6 protein-coding genes are annotated in these 17,761 nt (G+C 53.0%); all 6 read left to right on the forward strand.

Annotated features, from left to right (window positions below; genetic code table 11):
- Window positions 1-13,860 (forward strand): non-ribosomal peptide synthetase (locus tag NQ117_RS00005; protein WP_258275985.1); only part of this gene is annotated, 13,860 nt, incomplete at its 5' end.
- Window positions 13,861-14,408: 548 nt separating this feature from the next.
- The gene (locus NQ117_RS00010; RefSeq protein WP_258275986.1) at window positions 14,409-14,573 is read left to right on the forward strand and encodes a hypothetical protein; all 165 of its coding nucleotides are present in this window, start codon (window positions 14,409-14,411) and stop codon (window positions 14,571-14,573) included.
- 17 nt (window positions 14,574-14,590) lie between these two features.
- Window positions 14,591-14,737: a hypothetical protein gene (locus NQ117_RS24085; RefSeq protein ID WP_375163007.1), complete on the forward strand. Its 147-nt coding sequence runs from the start codon at window positions 14,591-14,593 to the stop codon at window positions 14,735-14,737.
- Between the two features lie 35 nt (window positions 14,738-14,772).
- The gene (locus NQ117_RS00015; protein ID WP_375163039.1) at window positions 14,773-15,177 is read left to right on the forward strand and encodes an ApeP family dehydratase; all 405 of its coding nucleotides are present in this window, start codon (window positions 14,773-14,775) and stop codon (window positions 15,175-15,177) included.
- A gap of 364 nt (window positions 15,178-15,541) precedes the next feature.
- Window positions 15,542-16,081 carry a GNAT family N-acetyltransferase gene (locus tag NQ117_RS00020; RefSeq protein WP_258275988.1) on the forward strand — a complete coding sequence of 180 codons (540 nt, stop codon included), beginning with the start codon at window positions 15,542-15,544 and terminating at the stop codon, window positions 16,079-16,081.
- 294 nt (window positions 16,082-16,375) lie between these two features.
- Window positions 16,376-17,650 carry a glutamate/aspartate:proton symporter GltP gene (gene gltP, locus NQ117_RS00025; RefSeq protein ID WP_258275989.1) on the forward strand — a complete coding sequence of 425 codons (1,275 nt, stop codon included), beginning with the start codon at window positions 16,376-16,378 and terminating at the stop codon, window positions 17,648-17,650.
- Window positions 17,651-17,761: the final 111 nt, after the last annotated feature.

Consider the following 17,761-nt stretch of genomic DNA (forward strand, 5'->3'; position numbering starts at 1 on the left):
AACGACAAGAACCTGTTCGACTTCGGGCCATCCGATACGTGGACGCTGTTCCACTCGTTCTGCTTCGATTTCTCCGTTTGGGAAATGTACGGAGCGCTGCTGTATGGAGGCAAGCTGGTCATCGTACCACCGCTCACGGCGAAAAATCCGGCCGATTTTCTGGCGCTGCTGGGCCGCGAACAGGTAACGATTTTGAACCAGACACCAACGTATTTCTACCAGCTGCTGCGTGAGGTCTTGGCGGATCATCCGTACAATCTGCGGATTCGCAACGTCATCTTCGGGGGCGAAGCGCTGAGTCCGCTGCTGCTCAAGGGCTTCAAGACAAAATACCCGGAGACGAAGCTGATCAATATGTACGGCATTACCGAGACGACGGTGCACGTGACGTATAAGGAAATCACGTGGGTCGAAATGGATGCGGCGAAGAGCAATATCGGGAAGCCGATCCCGACGCTGAGTGTGTATGTCTTGGATGAAAACCGCCGCCCTGTGCCGATCGGCGTAGCGGGCGAAATGTACGTGGCCGGGGAAGGCCTTGCGAGAGGCTACCTGAACCGTCCGGATCTGACGGCGGAGAAGTTCGTTAATTCCCCGTTTGCGGAGGGGGAGAAACTGTACCGCTCCGGGGACTTGGCGGCTTGGCTGCCGGACGGCAACATCGAATACCTGGGTCGGATCGACCACCAGGTCAAAATCCGCGGCTACCGGATCGAGCTGGACGAAATTGAGACGCAGCTTCTGAACGTCGAGGGCGTGGAAGAAGCGGTGGTGCTCGCCCGTCAGGACAGCGGGGGCGAGAAGGCGCTCGTCGCCTACTTTGTGGCGGACCGGACGTTGACGGTTAGTGAAATGAGAACCTCACTGGCCCAGGAAATGCCGGGGTACATGATCCCGTCGTACTTCGTGCAGCTGGAGCGCATGCCGCTGACTTCCAATGGCAAAGTGGACCGCAAAGCGCTGCCGGAGCCGCAAGGAGACTTGCAAACGGGCGTCGAATACGTAGCGCCGCGTAACCGGACGGAGTCCGAGCTTGTGAAGATCTGGGAGGAAGTGCTAGCCTACTCCGGTATTGGAGTCCTGGACAATTTCTTCGAGCTCGGAGGCCACTCCTTGCGGGCGACGAACCTTGTCAGCAAGATTCGGAAGGAAATGAACGTCGAACTTCCGCTGCGCGATGTGTTCCGCTACATGACTGTAGAGTCGATGGCCGGGGCTATTGCCTGCTTGGAAGAACTGCAGCATAGCTCGATTCCGAAAGCGGAAGAGAAAGCGTACTATCCGGTTTCCTCTGCGCAAAAAAGGCTGTACGTCCTACACCAGCTGGATAGCTCGGAGCTGAATTACAACCTCCCAAGCGCCTTGCAATTGGAAGGGACTTTGAACGAGGCCAAAGTGGAAAAGGCGCTGACTACTTTGGTGGCCCGGCACGATATGCTGCGCACCGGGTTTGAAATTGTGGATGGGGAGCCGGTTCAGCGTATTCATCCGCTCGTAGCTTTCAAGGTCGAGAAGCTTCAAGCAAGCGAAGATCATGTTGCGGCCATTCTTGAAGGCTTCATTCAGCCTTTTGACTTGACCCAGCCGCCTTTGCTGCGTGCCCTGCTGATCGAACTGGAGAAAGAGAAATTCCTGCTTGCGCTGGATATTCATCATATTGGTTCCGACGGCCTTTCCATGGACGTGCTGCTGCGCGAATTCGTGCGGCTTTACAATGGGGAAGAATTGCCGGAGCTGCGGATTCAATACAAGGATTACGCCGTTTGGCAGCAATCCGATGAGCAGCGCCAGCGTATCAAACGGCAGGAGGAATACTGGCGCGAGGTATTCAGCTCCGAGCTTCCGGTTCTTGAGCTGCCTCTCGACTTCTCCCGCCCGGCCGTTCAGCAGTTTGACGGTCAAACGCTTACGTTTACGCTGGATGCGGAGAAAAGCGAAGCTCTCAAACGGCTTGCCGGCGATTCGGGGGCGACGCTGTACATGCTTCTGCTGGCTGCGTACTCCGTATTGCTTTATAAATACGCGGGGCAGGAAGATATCGTGGTCGGCACTCCGATTGCCGCCCGTTCTCACGCCGACCTGCAGCCGATTATCGGCATGTTCGTCAATACACTGGCCCTTCGCTTGGGTCCGGCGGCGGAGCGGACGTTCGTGGATTACTTGCAGGAAGTGAAGGAAACGACGCTTGGAGCCTACGAGCACCAGGACTATCCGTTCGAGGAGCTGGTGGAAGCTCTTCAGGTGAGCCGGGATTTAAGTCGGAATCCGCTGTTTGACACCATGTTTTCTTTGCAAAAGCACGAAAGCTTGGATTTAACCCTTGAAGGCTTGCAATGGTCGCTGTTCGACATCGAGGAAAAGACGGCAAAGTTTGATCTTAGCTTAGATATCGTGGAAGCCGATAGCGAGTTGGTTTGCAAGATCGAGTACGCTACCTCGTTGTTTAGACAGGAAACGATGGTACGTCTGGCGGGTCATTATGAGCAGCTTTTGGCGTCGATCCTAGCTCAGCCGGGTGCGCGGATTGCGGATTTGGATATCTTGACGGACAGTGAAAAGCATGATTTGCTGGTCGGGTTTGACGTGTCGTCTTCGGCTCTTGCGAAGCAACCCGCCGCAGACGGTACAGGTTTGGAAGCGGATGAGTCGTGGAGAAAGAGAACATTCCACGAGCTGTTCGAGGAGCAGGCGAAGCGTACTCCGGGAGCGCTGGCGGTTGTCTACGAAGACAGCAAGCTGACGTATGCGGAGCTGAACGCCAAAGCGAATCGTCTGGCGTATGCACTGCGGGCGTGCGATGTGAAGCCGGAGCAGGTGGTCGGCATTCTGGCCGGCCGTTCGGCGGAGCTGTTGATCGGGGTGCTCGCCGTATGGAAAGCGGGCGGCGCTTATGTGCCGCTCGATCCGGACTATCCGGCGGAGCGGATCGAGTATATGCTCAGGGACAGCGGGGCGTCGGTGCTGCTCACACAGACCCGTCTGCTGGAGCAGGTGGAAGCTTGGCGCCGCGACGGAGCTCTAGTGCTGCAAACGGTGTTTGCGCTTGACGACGCCGCGACGTACAGTCTCGGAGCGGCGGAAGCGGCTGTGGGCGTACAAGCTTTGGGCGAAGCAGGCGCAAAGTCGGAGGTTTTGGCGCCAGCGGAAACGGCTTCTGCCGAAATGTCCGCCACGGCAGAAGCCGAGAAGAACGTACTAGCGGCGGATCTCGCATCGAATCCGGCGAATGTGAACAAGCCGCACGATTTGGCTTACGTCATCTACACCTCCGGTACGACGGGCCAACCGAAGGGCGTGGCGGTGGAACACCGTAGCCTGGTAAACACGGCGGTGGGCTACCGGCGGGATTACCGCCTGGATCAGTTCCCGATCCGGCTACTACAGCTTGCCAGCTTCTCGTTCGATGTGTTCGTGGGCGATATTGCGCGGACGCTGTACAATGGCGGCACCATGGTCATCGTGCCGAAGGACGACCGGATTGATCCAACCCGGCTCTCCGGCTGGATTCGCGACTACGCCGTGACAGTGTTCGAATCGACTCCGGCGCTGATCGTGCCGTTCATGGAGCATGTGCATGCCGAGGGTCTGGACCTCAGCTCGCTGCAGTTGCTGATCACAAGCTCGGATGCGTGCAGCGTAGCGGATTACCGCACCTTGCAGGAGCGATTCGGCTCGCAGTTCCGTATTATTAACAGCTATGGCGTAACGGAAGCAGCGATAGACTCCAGCTTCTATGACGAGCCGCTGGAGAAGCTGCCGAAGACGGGCAGCGTGCCGATCGGGAAAGCGTGGCTGAACGCCAAGTTCTACATCGTGGATACGAATCTGAAGCCGGTGCCGATCGGGGTGTTGGGTGAGCTGGTTATCGGCGGAGCGGGTGTGGCCCGCGGTTACTTGAACCGCCCGGATTTAACGGCGGAGAAATTCGTAGACAGCCCGTTCGCCGCTGGAGAGCGGCTGTACCGGACCGGGGACCTGGCGCGCTGGATGCCGGACGGCAACGTGGACTTCATCGGCCGGATCGACAACCAGGTGAAAATTCACGGCTATCGAATCGAGCTTGGTGAAATTGAAGCGGCCATGCAAAATGTTGCGGGCGTGCGTCAAGCGCTTGTCATCGACCGGACGGATGAGCGTGGACAGAAATACTTGTGCGGGTATGTCGTAGCGGATTCCAGCTTCGATCTGGAAGGGCTTGTGGCCCATCTGGACGCCGCGCTGCCTTCCCATATGGTGCCTTCGCGCATCATGCGCCTGGATCAAATGCCGCTTACGCCGAACGGGAAGATCGACCGTAAAGCGCTGCCTGTGCCGGAAGGAAGCATTCGTGCCGAGGCCGCATATACGGCGCCTCGTACTCCTGCCGAGCAAGTACTTGCGTCGGTCTGGCAGTCGGTGCTGGGTGTGGATCAGGTCGGCACGATGGACAATTTCTTTGCGCTCGGCGGCGATTCGATCAAGGCCTTGCAGGTATCGTCCCGTCTTTTGCAAACGGGGCACAAGCTGGTCATGAAAGATTTGTTCCATTACCCGACGATTTCCGCCCTTAGTTTGCAGCTGCAAACGGCGGAGAGAACGGCAAGCCAGGCTGAAGTGACGGGAGAGGTCATCTTGACCCCGATTCAGCGCTGGTTCTTTGAACAAAATCCGGCCGACGTGCATCACAGTAACCAGGCGTTCATGCAGTTCTCCAAGCAAGGCTTTGACGAAGAAGCTTTACGTCAAGCGGTGCGTCAGCTTGTCGTGCATCACGATGCTCTCCGTACGGTATACCGTCTAACCGAGAACGGCTATACAGCCTGGAACCGTGGCGCCCGGGAGAACGAAGCACTGTTCGATCTGGAAGTTGTCGATTTCAAGGGAGTCGGCGACGTGAAAGAAGCGGTAGAGGCTAAGGCAAATGACATTCAAGCGAGCATCGATCTGGAAAACGGTCCGCTGGTGAAGCTCGGCTTGTTCCGCTGTGACGACGGCGACCACCTGCTCATCGCGATCCATCACTTGGTCATAGACGGCGTATCCTGGCGGATTCTGCTTGAGGATTTTGCTGCCGGCTACGAGCAGGCGCTGCAAAGGCAGCCGATTCGTTTGCCGCTCAAAACGGACTCCTTCCAAGCGTGGGCGAAACAGCTCACTGATTATGCGAACGGTCCGGCGATGGAAAGAGAGAGAGAGTATTGGCAGCATATCGAGCAATTGACCTATGAGCCGCTTCCGAAAGATTTTGACCAAGGTAAATCCAAGCTGAAGGATAGCGGGCTCGTGACCGTTCGCTGGACGGCGGAGGAAACCGAACAGCTGCTGAAGCAGGCACACCGTGCTTACCATACCGAAATGAACGATTTGCTGTTTGCCGCGCTCGGCCTCGCGGTACAAGCTTGGAGCGGCCGGGAACGCGTGCTGGTGAATCTCGAAGGCCACGGCCGGGAAGATATTTTGCCGGATGTGGACATTACGCGCACGGTAGGCTGGTTTACAAGCCAATTCCCTGTCGTTCTGGAGCCGGGTCACGCTCAGGCGCTCGGTCATCAGGTGAAACAGGTTAAAGAAAGCTTGCGCCGTATTCCGAACAAAGGAATCGGCTACGGCATCCTGCGTTATTTGTCGGCGCCGCGTGACGGTGAGCGCTTCGCTTTGGAGCCGGAGATCGGCTTTAACTATTTGGGTCAGTTCGACCAGGATTACGAAAGCAGCGGCTCGCAGCCGTCTCCGTTCAGCCCGGGCTCCGATTCAAGCCCGAATGCAGTGATGGATTTTGTCCTCGACATCAACGGTATGGTGTCGGAAGGAGTGCTGGAACTCACGATCCGTTATGGGGAAACTCAGTATAAGCGGGAAACGGTAGAACGACTGGGCACCCTGCTTCAATCGAGCTTGCGTGAAGTCATCAGTCATTGCGTATCGAAAGAGCGGCCGGAGCTTACGCCTAGCGACGTACTGCTTCAAGATGTGACGGTGGAGGAGCTGGAACGGCTGGCCGAACATACGGCGGCGCTCGGCGAACTGGAGAATGTATACACACTGACTCCGTTGCAAAAAGGGATGTTGTTCCACAGCCTGCTGGATGCCGATTCGGAAGCTTACTTCGAACAGGTGACCTTCGATCTGTACGGAAGTCTGAATGTCGAAGCCTTCACCCAAGGATTGGATACGCTGGTGCAGCGGAATGAGGCGCTGCGGACCAACTTTATTATCGGCTGGAGAGACGAGCCGATTCAAGTGGTATTCCGAGAGCGGAAGTGTGAAGTGTACTTCGAAGATATTCGCTCGGTAAGCGATGAAGACTCGGAGAAGACGATAACCGATTTCGTGAGCGCGGATAAAGCGAACAAGTTCGATTTGGCCCGAGGCTCTCTTATGCGCGTGACCGCTTTGCGCACGGGTGACGAGTCCTATCATGTGATCTGGAGTCACCATCACATTTTGATGGACGGCTGGTGCATGTCCTTCATGATCAAGGAAGTGTTCGACACTTACTTCGCGTTCCAGGAGAAGCGGACGCCGGAGCTTCCTCCGGTTACCTCGTACTCCCGGTATATCGAATGGCTGGAAGCTCAAGATGCCGAGAAAGCTTCGCGTTACTGGTCCGATTATTTGGCGGGTTACGATCAGCAGACCAAGCTGCCCCAAGAGAAAATGCAGCTGAAGCAGGGCGCTTTTGAAGCGGCTGAAATCGATGTGGAACTCAGCAAGGAACTGACCAGGCAAATCGAGCGGGTGGCGCGCCAGCAACAGGTGACGCTTAATACGTTCATGCAGACCGTATGGGGACTGGTTCTGCAGGTATACAACAACAGCGAGGATGTCGTATTCGGCTCCGTCGTATCCGGGCGTCCGGCGGAAATTCCGGGCATTGAAAGCATGATCGGCCTGTTTATTAATACGATCCCGGTCCGTATTCAAGGCAAAGCCGAGGAGACGGTAGCTGATATTTTGAGAAAAACTCAGGATCAGGCGCTGGCATCGGGAGCTTACGAAACGTTCCCGCTGTTCGAAATTCAGTCGCTGAGTGAGCAAAAGCGCGATTTGATCAACCATATCATGGTCTTTGAAAATTATCCGATGGAAGAACAGATTGAGCAGGTCGTCGGCGGAGACAAAGAAGCGCTGAAAATCGCTAATATCCAGTCGCCGGAGCAGACGAACTATGACCTGGATATTACCGTCATTCCGGAAGAGCATATTTTGCTGCGGTTTACGTACAATGCGCTGACGTTCAGAGAGGAAGACATCAGGCTGATCTACGGTCATTTTGCTTGGGTAATGGAGCAGGCTGCGGCTAACCCGAACATCCGCGTGAATCAGTTGGAGCTTTTGACTGCGGCGGAAAAAGAGCAAATTCTTGGCGCGTTTAACCCGGCGCAGCCGGAAGCGGCTCCTGCGGCCGCGTTCCACCGGCTGTTCGAGGAACAGGCGGAGCGCACGCCGGAAGAGGCAGCCGTCGTGTATGAGAACGACAGGCTGACGTATGCGGAGCTGAACGAGCGGGCGAACCGCGTAGGGGCCACGCTGCGCGCAAGCGGCATTGGCCGGGAGACGATCGTCGGCATTCTCGCCGAGCGCTCGGTGGACTTGCTGGTGGCCGTGCTGGCCGTCTGGAAAGCGGGCGGGGCGTATGTGCCGCTCGACCCGGATTATCCGGCAGACCGCGTGCGCTTCATGCTTGAAGACAGCGGAGCGAAGGTACTGCTGACGCAAACGCCGCTGCGAGAGCGTGCTGATGCCTGGCTCGACGAAGAGGAGCTGGGGCTGGCGGCGGTGCTGTACCTGGACGACGAAGCGTCGTACAGCGAGGAGCGGGCGAATGCGCCGATTGGCTCCGGTATGGTCTCCGGCAAGCTGACGGATGCTGTGGATGCCAGCGATGAGAACCATCCGAATGTTGGCACGAACAGCTTCCATGAAGCCCGTCCGGAGGATCTGGCGTACGTGATCTATACGTCGGGAACGACGGGCAAGCCGAAGGGAGTAATGATCGAGCACCGCAGCCTGGTGAACACGGCGGCGGGCTACCAGCGGGAATACCGGTTGGATCAGTTCCCAGTGCGGCTACTGCAGCTCGCCAGCTTCTCGTTTGACGTGTTCGTGGGAGATATTGCGCGGACGCTGTATAACGGAGGCACGATGGTGATTGTGCCGAAGGACGACCGGATCGATCCGTCTCGTCTTCACCACTGGATGGAGCGGGAGCAGGTCACCATTTTCGAATCGACCCCGGCGCTAATCGTGCCGTTCATGGAGTACGTGCACGAGCAGGGACTGGATATGAGCGGGATGGAGCTGCTAATCACGAGCTCGGACAGCTGCAGCGTGGCGGATTACCGGGCCTTGCAGGAACGCTTCGGCTCGTTGTTCCGGATCATCAACGCATACGGCGTGACGGAAGCGGCGATCGACTCCAGCTTCTACGACGAGCCGCTGACGAAGCTGCCGCAGACAGGGCATGTGCCGATTGGCAAAGCGTGGCTGAATGCGAAATTCTACATCGTGGATGCGCATCTGAATCCAGTGCCAGTCGGAGTACTGGGCGAACTGGTCATCGGCGGAGTCGGGGTAGCGCGCGGGTACTTGAACCGTCCGGAGCTGACGGAAGAGAAGTTCGTAGACAGCCCGTTCGCCGCGGGCGAGCGGCTGTACCGCACGGGAGACTTCGCGCGGTGGATGGAAGACGGGAACGTGGACTTCATCGGCCGAATCGACAACCAGGCGAAAATCCGGGGGTACCGGATTGAGACGGGCGAAGTCGAAGCGAAGCTGCTGAGTGTAGGTGGCGTGAAGGAAGCGGTCGTCGTCGTCAGGGAAGATCAAGAAGGTCAGAAAGCTTTGTGCGCTTATTATACAGCGGAAGAAGGCTTGACGGCGGCAGATCTGAAACGGGCAATTGCCAGCGAGCTGCCAGGGTACATGATCCCGTCGTACTTCGTGGAGCTGGAGCGCCTGCCTTTGACGCCGAACGGAAAGATCGACCGGAAGGCGTTGCCGGCACCGGAAGGGGGAGCAGGCGGAGGCCGCGAATACGTGGCGCCGCGCACCGAAATGGAGGCGAAGCTGGCCGCCATTTGGCAGGATGTGCTTGTTCGGGAGAAGGCGGTAGGCGTAACGGACAACTTCTTCGACCTCGGCGGACACTCCCTGCGGGCGACGACGCTTGTCAGCAAAATGCATAAGGAGCTAGGCGTTGAATTCCCGCTTCGCGACGTATTCCGCTACTCGACGGTTGAGGAAATGGCCGCGGCTATGGAGCGGATGGAGATTGGTTCGTTCACGGCTATTCCGGCTGCGGAACCTAGCGAGTATTATCCGCTCTCTTCCGCTCAGAAACGTCTCTTTATCTTGAACCAGTTGGAAGGAGCCGAGCTGAGCTACAACATACCGGGAGCTATGCTGCTCGAAGGGGAGCTCGACCGGCAGCGGTTTGAAGAAGCGTTCCGCGGGCTCGTAGCCCGTCATGAAACGCTGCGTACCGGCTTTGAGATGGTAAAAGGCGAAGCGGTTCAGCAGATTTACGAAGAAGCCGCCTTTCAGGTGGAATTTGTGCAGATCAGCGGGGAGCAGGCGGAAGAAACGGTGCGCCAATTCGTTCGTCCGTTTGATCTAGCGAAGCCTCCACTTCTGCGGGTAGGCCTTGCCGAACTGGCGCGGGACCGGCACATTTTGATGTTCGATACGCATCATATCGTATCTGACGGCGTTTCGATTGACGTATTGATCGAAGAGTTCATCTGCTTGTACAGCGGGGAGCAGTTGGAGCCGCTCCGCATTCAGTACAAAGATTATGCGGTATGGCAGCAATCGGACGAGCAGAAAGCTCAGCTTGCCAAGCAGGAAGCCTACTGGCTCGACATGTTCCGCGGAGAGCTGCCGGTTTTGGAATTGCCGACGGACTATCCGCGCCCGGCTATGCAGAGCTACGAGGGCCGCACGCTGCAATTGTTTATGCATAGCGAGAAAAGAGAGGGTCTGAAACGGCTTGCAGCCGAGAACGGCGCAACGCTTTACATGGTTCTGCTTGCTGGTTATACAATTTTACTGCATAAATATACAGGGCAAGAAGACGTGGTGGTCGGTACACCAATTGCGGGAAGAAATCACAGCGACGTTCAGCCGCTGATCGGGATGTTCGTCAATACCCTGGCTATCCGCAGTTATCCGGCTGCTGGTAAGACGTTCCTTGACTACTTGAAGGAAATCAAGGAGACGACGCTGGGCGCTTTTGAGCATCAGAATTATCCGTTTGAGGAACTGGTGGATAAGGTGAACGTGGCTCGCGATTTAAGCCGCAATCCGCTGTTCGATACGATGTTTGCTTTGCAGAATACAGAGAATTTGGAAATCCAGCTTCCTGGACTCCATTTGTCGACGTATGCGAGCGAAGAAATTGTTTCTAAATTCGATCTCAGCTTGGACGTCACGGAGATCGAGGAAGGCTTGGAATATCTGTTTGAATACGCCACTGCTCTTTATAAAACCGAAACGGTGGAGAAATTGGCCGCTCACTACTTGCAGCTGCTTGAATCCATTCTCCGCAACCCGTCGGCGACTATTGCCGAGCTAGGCATTTTGACACTGGCGGAAAAAGAGCAAATTCTCGGCGCGTTTAACCCGGCGCAGCCGGAAGCGGCTCCTGCGGCCGCGTTCCACCGGCTGTTCGAGGAACAGGCGGAGCGCACGCCGGAAGAGGCGGCCGTCGTGTACGAGAACGACCGGCTGACGTATGCGGAGCTGAACGAGCGGGCGAACCGCTTGGCGACCACGCTGCGCGTAAGCGGCATCGGCCGGGAGTCGATCGTCGGCATTCTCGTCGAGCGTTCGGTGGACTTGCTGGTGGCCGTGCTGGCCGTCTGGAAAGCGGGCGGGGCGTATGTGCCGCTCGACCCGGATTACCCGGCGGAGCGCGTGCGGTTCATGCTCGAAGACAGCGGAGCGAAGGTACTGCTGACGCAAACGCCGCTGCGAGAGCGTGCTGAAGCATGGCTCGGCGAAGAGGAGCTGGCGCTGGCAGCGGTACTGTACCTCGACGACGAAGCGTCGTACAGCGAGGAGCGGACGAATGCGCCGATTGGCTCTGCCATGGTCTCCGGCAGGCTGACGGATGCTGCGGACGACGGCGATGAGATCCATCAGAATGTCGGCACCGACAGCTTCCATGAAGCCCGTCCGGAGGACCTGGCGTACGTGATCTACACGTCGGGAACGACGGGCAAACCGAAGGGCGTGATGATCGAGCACCGCAGCCTGGTGAACACGGCGGCGGGCTACCGGAGGGGTTACGGGTTGGATCAGTTCCCGGTGCGTCTGCTGCAGCTCGCAAGCTTCTCGTTCGACGTGTTTGTGGGTGATATCGCGCGGACGCTGTATAACGGGGGCACGATGGTGATTGTGCCGAAGGATGACCGGATTGATCCGTCTCGTCTGCACCACTGGATGGAGCGGGAGCGGGTCACCATCTTTGAATCGACGCCGGCGCTGATCGTGCCGTTCTTGGAGTACGTGCACGAGCAGCGGCTGAATATGAGCTTGATGGAGCTGTTGATCACGAGCTCGGACAGCTGCAGCGTGGCGGATTACCGTACCTTGCAGGAACGCTTCGGCTCGTTGTTCCGGATTATCAACGCTTACGGCGTGACGGAAGCGGCGATCGACTCAAGCTTCTACGACGAGGAGCTAGCGAAGCTGCCGCAGACAGGCAATGTGCCGATCGGCAAAGCGTGGCTGAATGCGAAATTCTACATCGTGGACGCGCATCTGAACCCGGTGCCGGTCGGGGTGCTGGGAGAGCTGGTCATCGGCGGAGTCGGCGTGGCGCGCGGGTACTTGAACCGTCCGGAGCTGACAGAAGAGAAGTTTGTAGACAGCCCGTTCGCCGCAGGCGAGCGGCTGTACCGCACGGGAGACTTGGCGCGGTGGATGGAGGACGGCAACGTGGACTTCATCGGCCGGATCGACAACCAGGCGAAAATCCGGGGCTACCGGATTGAGACGGGCGAAGTCGAAGCGAAGCTGCTGAGTGTAGGTGGCGTGAAGGAGGCGGTCGTCGTTGTCAGGGAAGATCAAGAAGGTCAGAAAGTTTTGTGCGCTTATTATACAGCGGAAGAAGGCTTGACGGCGGCAGACTTGAAACGGGCGATTGCCAGCGAGCTGCCGGGCTACATGATCCCGTCATACTTCGTGGAGCTGGAGCGCCTGCCTCTGACGCCGAACGGAAAGATTGACCGGAAGGCGCTGCCGGCGCCGGAAGGGGGAGCAAGCGCAGGCCGCGAATACGTGGCGCCGCGCACCGAACTGGAGACTAAACTGGTCGCCATCTGGCAGGACGTGCTCGGGCCGGTCACGATTGGCGTGACGGACAACTTCTTCGACCTCGGCGGGCACTCCCTGCGGGCGACAACGCTGGTCAGCAAGGTGCACAAGGAGCTGAGCGTGGACCTGCCGCTGCGCGATGTGTTCCGGCACTCGACCATCGAAGCGATGGCCGAAGCGATCAGCCAATTGGAGCGGCAGGAACACCTCTCCATTCCGGTTCTGGATAAGAGGGATTACTATCCGCTTTCCTCCGTGCAAAAACGGCTGTACATCCAGCAGCAGATGGAAGGCGCCGAGCTTAGCTACAACATGTCCGGCATGACGGTTCTCGTCGGGCGCTTGGAACGGAATCAATTCGAGTCGGCGCTCAAAGGAATGATAGCTCGTCACCAAATTTTGCGAACCGGCTTCGAAATGGTCGACGGCGAACCGGTACAATGGATTTATCCGGACTTGAAGTTTGCCGTCGAGTATACGAAAGCGACGGAAAGTGAAACGAAGAGCATCGTAGACGGCTTTGTGCGCGTCTTTGATTTGGAGCGGCCGCCGCTGCTGCGTGTGGGCTTAGTCGAATGGGGAGCGGAACGGCATCTGCTCATGCTGGACATTCATCATATCGTCACGGATGGCATGTCGATGGGCATCTTCGTCGAAGAGCTGCTGCGCCTGTATAACGGCGAGACGCTGGAACCGCTTCGGATTCAATACAAGGAATTCGCCGCTTGGCAGCAGTCCGAACCTGTAAAAGAGCGGCTGAAACGTCAGGAAGCCTACTGGCTGGACGTTCTGGAGGGCGAACTGCCGACGCTTGAACTGCCTACGGACTTTGTCAGACCTGCCGCTCGCAGCTTTGAAGGAGATGTGCTGCCTTTCAGCATCGACAAGCAGATGACCGACAGCTTGCAGCGCATCGCCGATGAGAACGGTGCCACCCTTTATATGATGTTATCGGCGGCCTATTCAATCCTGCTCAGCAAGTACTCGGGACAAGAAGACTTCATTGTAGGCACGCCGGTTTCGGGCCGAACACATGCCGATCTGGAGCCGCTCATCGGCATGTTTGTCAACACTTTGGCGATTCGCCATTATCCGTCCGGGGAGAAGACGTTCCTCGCTTACTTGAACGAAGTCAAAGAAACGATGCTGGGGGCCTACGACCACCAGGATTATCCGTTCGAGGAGCTTGTGAAAAAGCTGCAGGCGCCGCGAGATCAAAGCCGCAATCCTGTATTCGATGTCATGTTTGCTCTAGAAAATAAGGAAGATAACGTTCAAAGCTTCGGGGATATCAAGATCGAATCTTATCCGGAAACTCATACGGTTTCCCAATTTGATCTTACCTTGATCATTTCGTTGCTGGATGAGGGGATGAACGGGCAGTTTGAATATGCCACCAAGTTGTTTACGCGCAATCTGATCGACAATTTCGCTCAGGACCTGCTTGTGATCATCACCCAAATTTGCGAACAGCCTTCGGTGCTGTTGAAGGATATTTCCCTGAACGGGCAATCCGAACAGGAGCAAGATGTGCTGGAGGCCATTGATATTATTTTCTAATCCCTTACCCGGCTTGGGTGTATGCCGTATTTCTCTCGGTACGCATCCTGCTGGGTGTTTTTTTAAAAAATGTAAGAAAAAAAACGCCATAGGAATCTGACGTCAAGTGCCGTCGAGCAACTATTTCGATTTATTGGAAAACCGACAAAACACAACAGAAATCGTAGTTTACCTTTGGCATACTAAGAATCAAATAGGCAAGAAAGCATGTGAGTGGAAAAATGATAAAATATCCAGAAATAATGCTGATTATTCTAGTGATTTGGCGGAAGCTAATGATAGAGACATTTTGGCCTTCATGTCCGTAGGGGACGTTGAGTTGTATCGAAATCCTGACGATTATTCATAGAATATGGGTATATTCATGCTGATGCTGTGGGGCTATCACCTCACGGTCACTTTGTGTATAATTATGGAATATTACTCGAATCAAAAACGCCCAAGTTTAGATAAAAGCTGTCTAAGGCCTAGACGTTTCGTAAATGTAAGGACGTAACTAAACATGGATGAAAATATATTAATAACTCTTTTAAAAGGGGATGGCAGCCATGCAGAACCATTTTAAGTTAGAGGATCTGGCGAAAGAACTTCAAGATGGGAAACCATACATTGAATTTTTACGAGTTCCATCCATGTCAGCTGGTATTTATCACTTAAAGAAAACAGACATAGATAAGCAACCCCCCATACTGAGGATGAAATTTATTACGTAATAGAAGGAAAGGCAAGGATGTTTGTAGGCAAGGACGATTTTGAAGTGAAAAGTGGATCTACTATTTTTGTAGAAAAAAATGGTGATCATAAATTTCATTCCATTGAAGAGGACTTAATGATATTGGTGTTATTTTCACCGGCCGAATATACAAATAGAGAATAGTAGTATATTAATTTTAAAAGAGGAGCATGTAAATGATTGATATTCCAAGCGTAATACCACACCGATATCCGTTTTTAATGATTGATCGGATTGTAGAGGTAGAACAAGGTAAATGGGCGAAGGGGTATAAAAATGTGTCATGGAATGAATGGTTTATAACGGAATCAAGAAACGATATGCCAACTATGATGATTGTGGAGGCTTTAGCGCAGCTAGGAGCATTTGCAGCAATAGGTCAAGAAAAAAGTTTGGGATTCCTATCCTCGTTAAATGGTATTGAATGTTTTGGGAATGCGTATCCAGGAGATAGAATCGAATTGTACTATGAAGTGGTGAAGAATAAAAGAGGCTTTGTACTGGGGCAAGGAGAGGCTGCTGTAGACGGACAAGTAATCATTAGAGCTAAAGAAATTATGATTTATATACAAGAGCCCTCATGAAACATATCAAATGGCTTGGATTTAATGCATTTCTTCTATTCCTCGTCTTTGTTGTTAGCATCATTAGATGCAATTGTATTTACGGTAATACACGTAACAGCATCAGTGCTTTACGTACTATTATCGAGATATCAAATAGGAACGTATTTAAGTAAGCCTATTATTTCGCTATTGATTATTTTGTTGCATCTAGTATTCCTGTTTTATGCTCTAGTTCTTTTCGAAGCGGTGTTTCCGTTAACAGTGATGAGATCTGTTGTGAATGTAATGGGAGTGCTAGTTATCATAATGAGCATAATGGATATAGTTACATATGTAAAAAGAAAGAAGAAGCGGATACCTATCACTTAGTGGAGAGAATGTCATGACAGTCACAATAGAACTGACCGATCAAACTACAAAATTTATTATCAACAATTTATATCCTCTTTATTTGCATGATTTATCTGAGATTTGGGGTTGGAAGCCCAATAAATACGGTGTTTTTGAAGAAGATGAGACGTTGACTTTACATGATCAAAATAAAGTTTTTGATATTTGGTGGTCGGATCCAGCCGTATTTTTCCCCTATTTGATTAGAGTAGATGATATTCCAGCAGGATTTGCATTAGTAGCCACACCACCTTATACGCCTGCTGGTTGCGAATATTATTTAAATGAGTTTTTCATATTGCGATCATTTCGTGGCAATGGAGTGGCAGAAGCAGCAGCGGTGCAGGTGTTCAATAATCATCAAGGCTCTTGGGAGGTGCAAACTAATCCTCACGAAGGAAACAGTAGAGCACAATCTTTCTGGAGAAAGACATTACAAAAATACACAGGTGGATCTTGTGTAGAAGAGACTGCAAATACACAAAACGACGGCATTAAGATCATTTTTAAATTTAATAACAGCTCCACATAAATTAGAAATATCGAGGCGTTTTCATGGACTTCAGATGCATACATAAAAGAATTAGAGCTATGCGGCGAATTGTTAGAATGCTACCAAGCTGGAGTGAATAGTATAAGAGTTGGATATAGATAATTTTTTCAAGCATGAAAAAAAATGTTTATCCAAAAAACTGCCTCTATGGAATTTATTTGCATTGTGCGAACATATATTACTCTGTTATATTACGTATAGAAATCTATCAAAATCGACAAATCGTTGTCGGAACTAGCTCAGATATTACAACTTAGACAGCGAGGTGTCAGGATGAAGCGATTTGGACTTGCCATTCAAATTGTAATTGGTCTTATTCTTGGTATTATCGTAGGTGCAATCTTCTACGGCAATGCTGAAGTCGTAAAGTACTTGCAACCTATTGGTGATGTATTCATACGTTTGATTAAAATGATCGTAGTACCTATCGTAATCGCGACGATTATCGTCGGCGTGGCTGGGGTTGGTGATACGAAGAAACTTGGCAGATTAGGTGGGAAAACGATCCTCTATTTTGAGATCATTACCACAATTGCCATCGTTGTCGGTTTGTTCGCTGCTAACATTTTCCAACCTGGTGTAGGTGTGGACATGAGCCAAATTCAGCAGTCAGACATTAGTTCTTACGTCGAAACGGCTGAACAGACAGAAACAAAAGGTATGATTGAAACGTTCGTCAACATCGTTCCGACAAATGTTTTTGATGCAATAGCTCGCGGTGATATGTTGGCAATTATCTTCTTCTCCGTTCTCTTCGGACTTGGTGTAGCTGCCGCAGGGGAAAAAGGAAAACCAGTGCTGAATTTCTTCCAAGGTGTAGCCGATGCTATGTTCTGGGTTGTAAATACAGTTATGAAGTTTGCTCCATTCGGTGTGTTCGCGTTGATTGGAGTAACAGTTTCCAAATTCGGGTTAAGTTCGTTATTGCCGCTTGGTAAACTGGTCATTCTTGTACACGGAGCTATGCTGTTCTTCGTATTTGTAGTACTTGGTCTCGTTGCTAAGATCAGTGGTATCTCTATCATGAACATTATTAAGATCTTGAGAGACGAACTGTTGCTTGCATATTCTACAGCGAGTTCTGAGACTGTACTTCCAAAGATTATGGAGAAAATGGAGAAATTCGGTTGTCCTAAAGCGATTGCTTCCTTCGTAGTACCAACAGGTTATTCCTTTAACCTAGACGGTTCCACTCTGTATCAGGCGATTGCAGCAATCTTTATTGCTCAAATGTACGGTATCGATTTAACGATTGCTGAGCAGGTGACATTGGTACTCGTACTGATGGTAACTTCTAAAGGAATCGCAGGTGTACCAGGCGTCTCCTTCGTCGTATTGTTGGCGACATTGGGTGCAGTAGGTATTCCAGTAGAAGGTCTTGCATTTATTGCAGGTATCGACCGCTTCTTGGATATGGCACGTACAGTAGTTAACGTTATTGGTAACGCTCTAGCTGTAGTTGTTATTTCCAAATGGGAAGGTCAATTCGACCGCAAGAAAGCTGATTCTTATCTCGATGAAATTGCTTCTGCGAAAGCAGCAGCTTAATAAAGATAGTATGACCTCCTGTCAGGATAATCTGGCAGGAGGTTTTTTGATGTGGATAAGATGCGCTGTGAATATTAAAATAAGTGCTATAGAAGTAATTTCATCAGAGAT

The sequence above is a fragment of the Paenibacillus sp. SC116 genome (genome assembly GCF_024733555.1).
Lineage (GTDB): Bacteria > Bacillota > Bacilli > Paenibacillales > Paenibacillaceae > Paenibacillus_B.

Excerpts from the sequence above, each read along its gene's own strand:
- NQ117_RS00010 (WP_258275986.1), top strand. The coding sequence starts at position 14,409 with ATGCAGAACCATTTTAAGTTAGAGGATCTGGCGAAAGAACTTCAAGAT.
- NQ117_RS24085 (WP_375163007.1), top strand. The coding sequence starts at position 14,591 with ATGTTTGTAGGCAAGGACGATTTTGAAGTGAAAAGTGGATCTACTATT.
- NQ117_RS00020 (WP_258275988.1), top strand. The coding sequence starts at position 15,542 with ATGACAGTCACAATAGAACTGACCGATCAAACTACAAAATTTATTATC.
- gltP (WP_258275989.1), top strand. The coding sequence starts at position 16,376 with ATGAAGCGATTTGGACTTGCCATTCAAATTGTAATTGGTCTTATTCTT.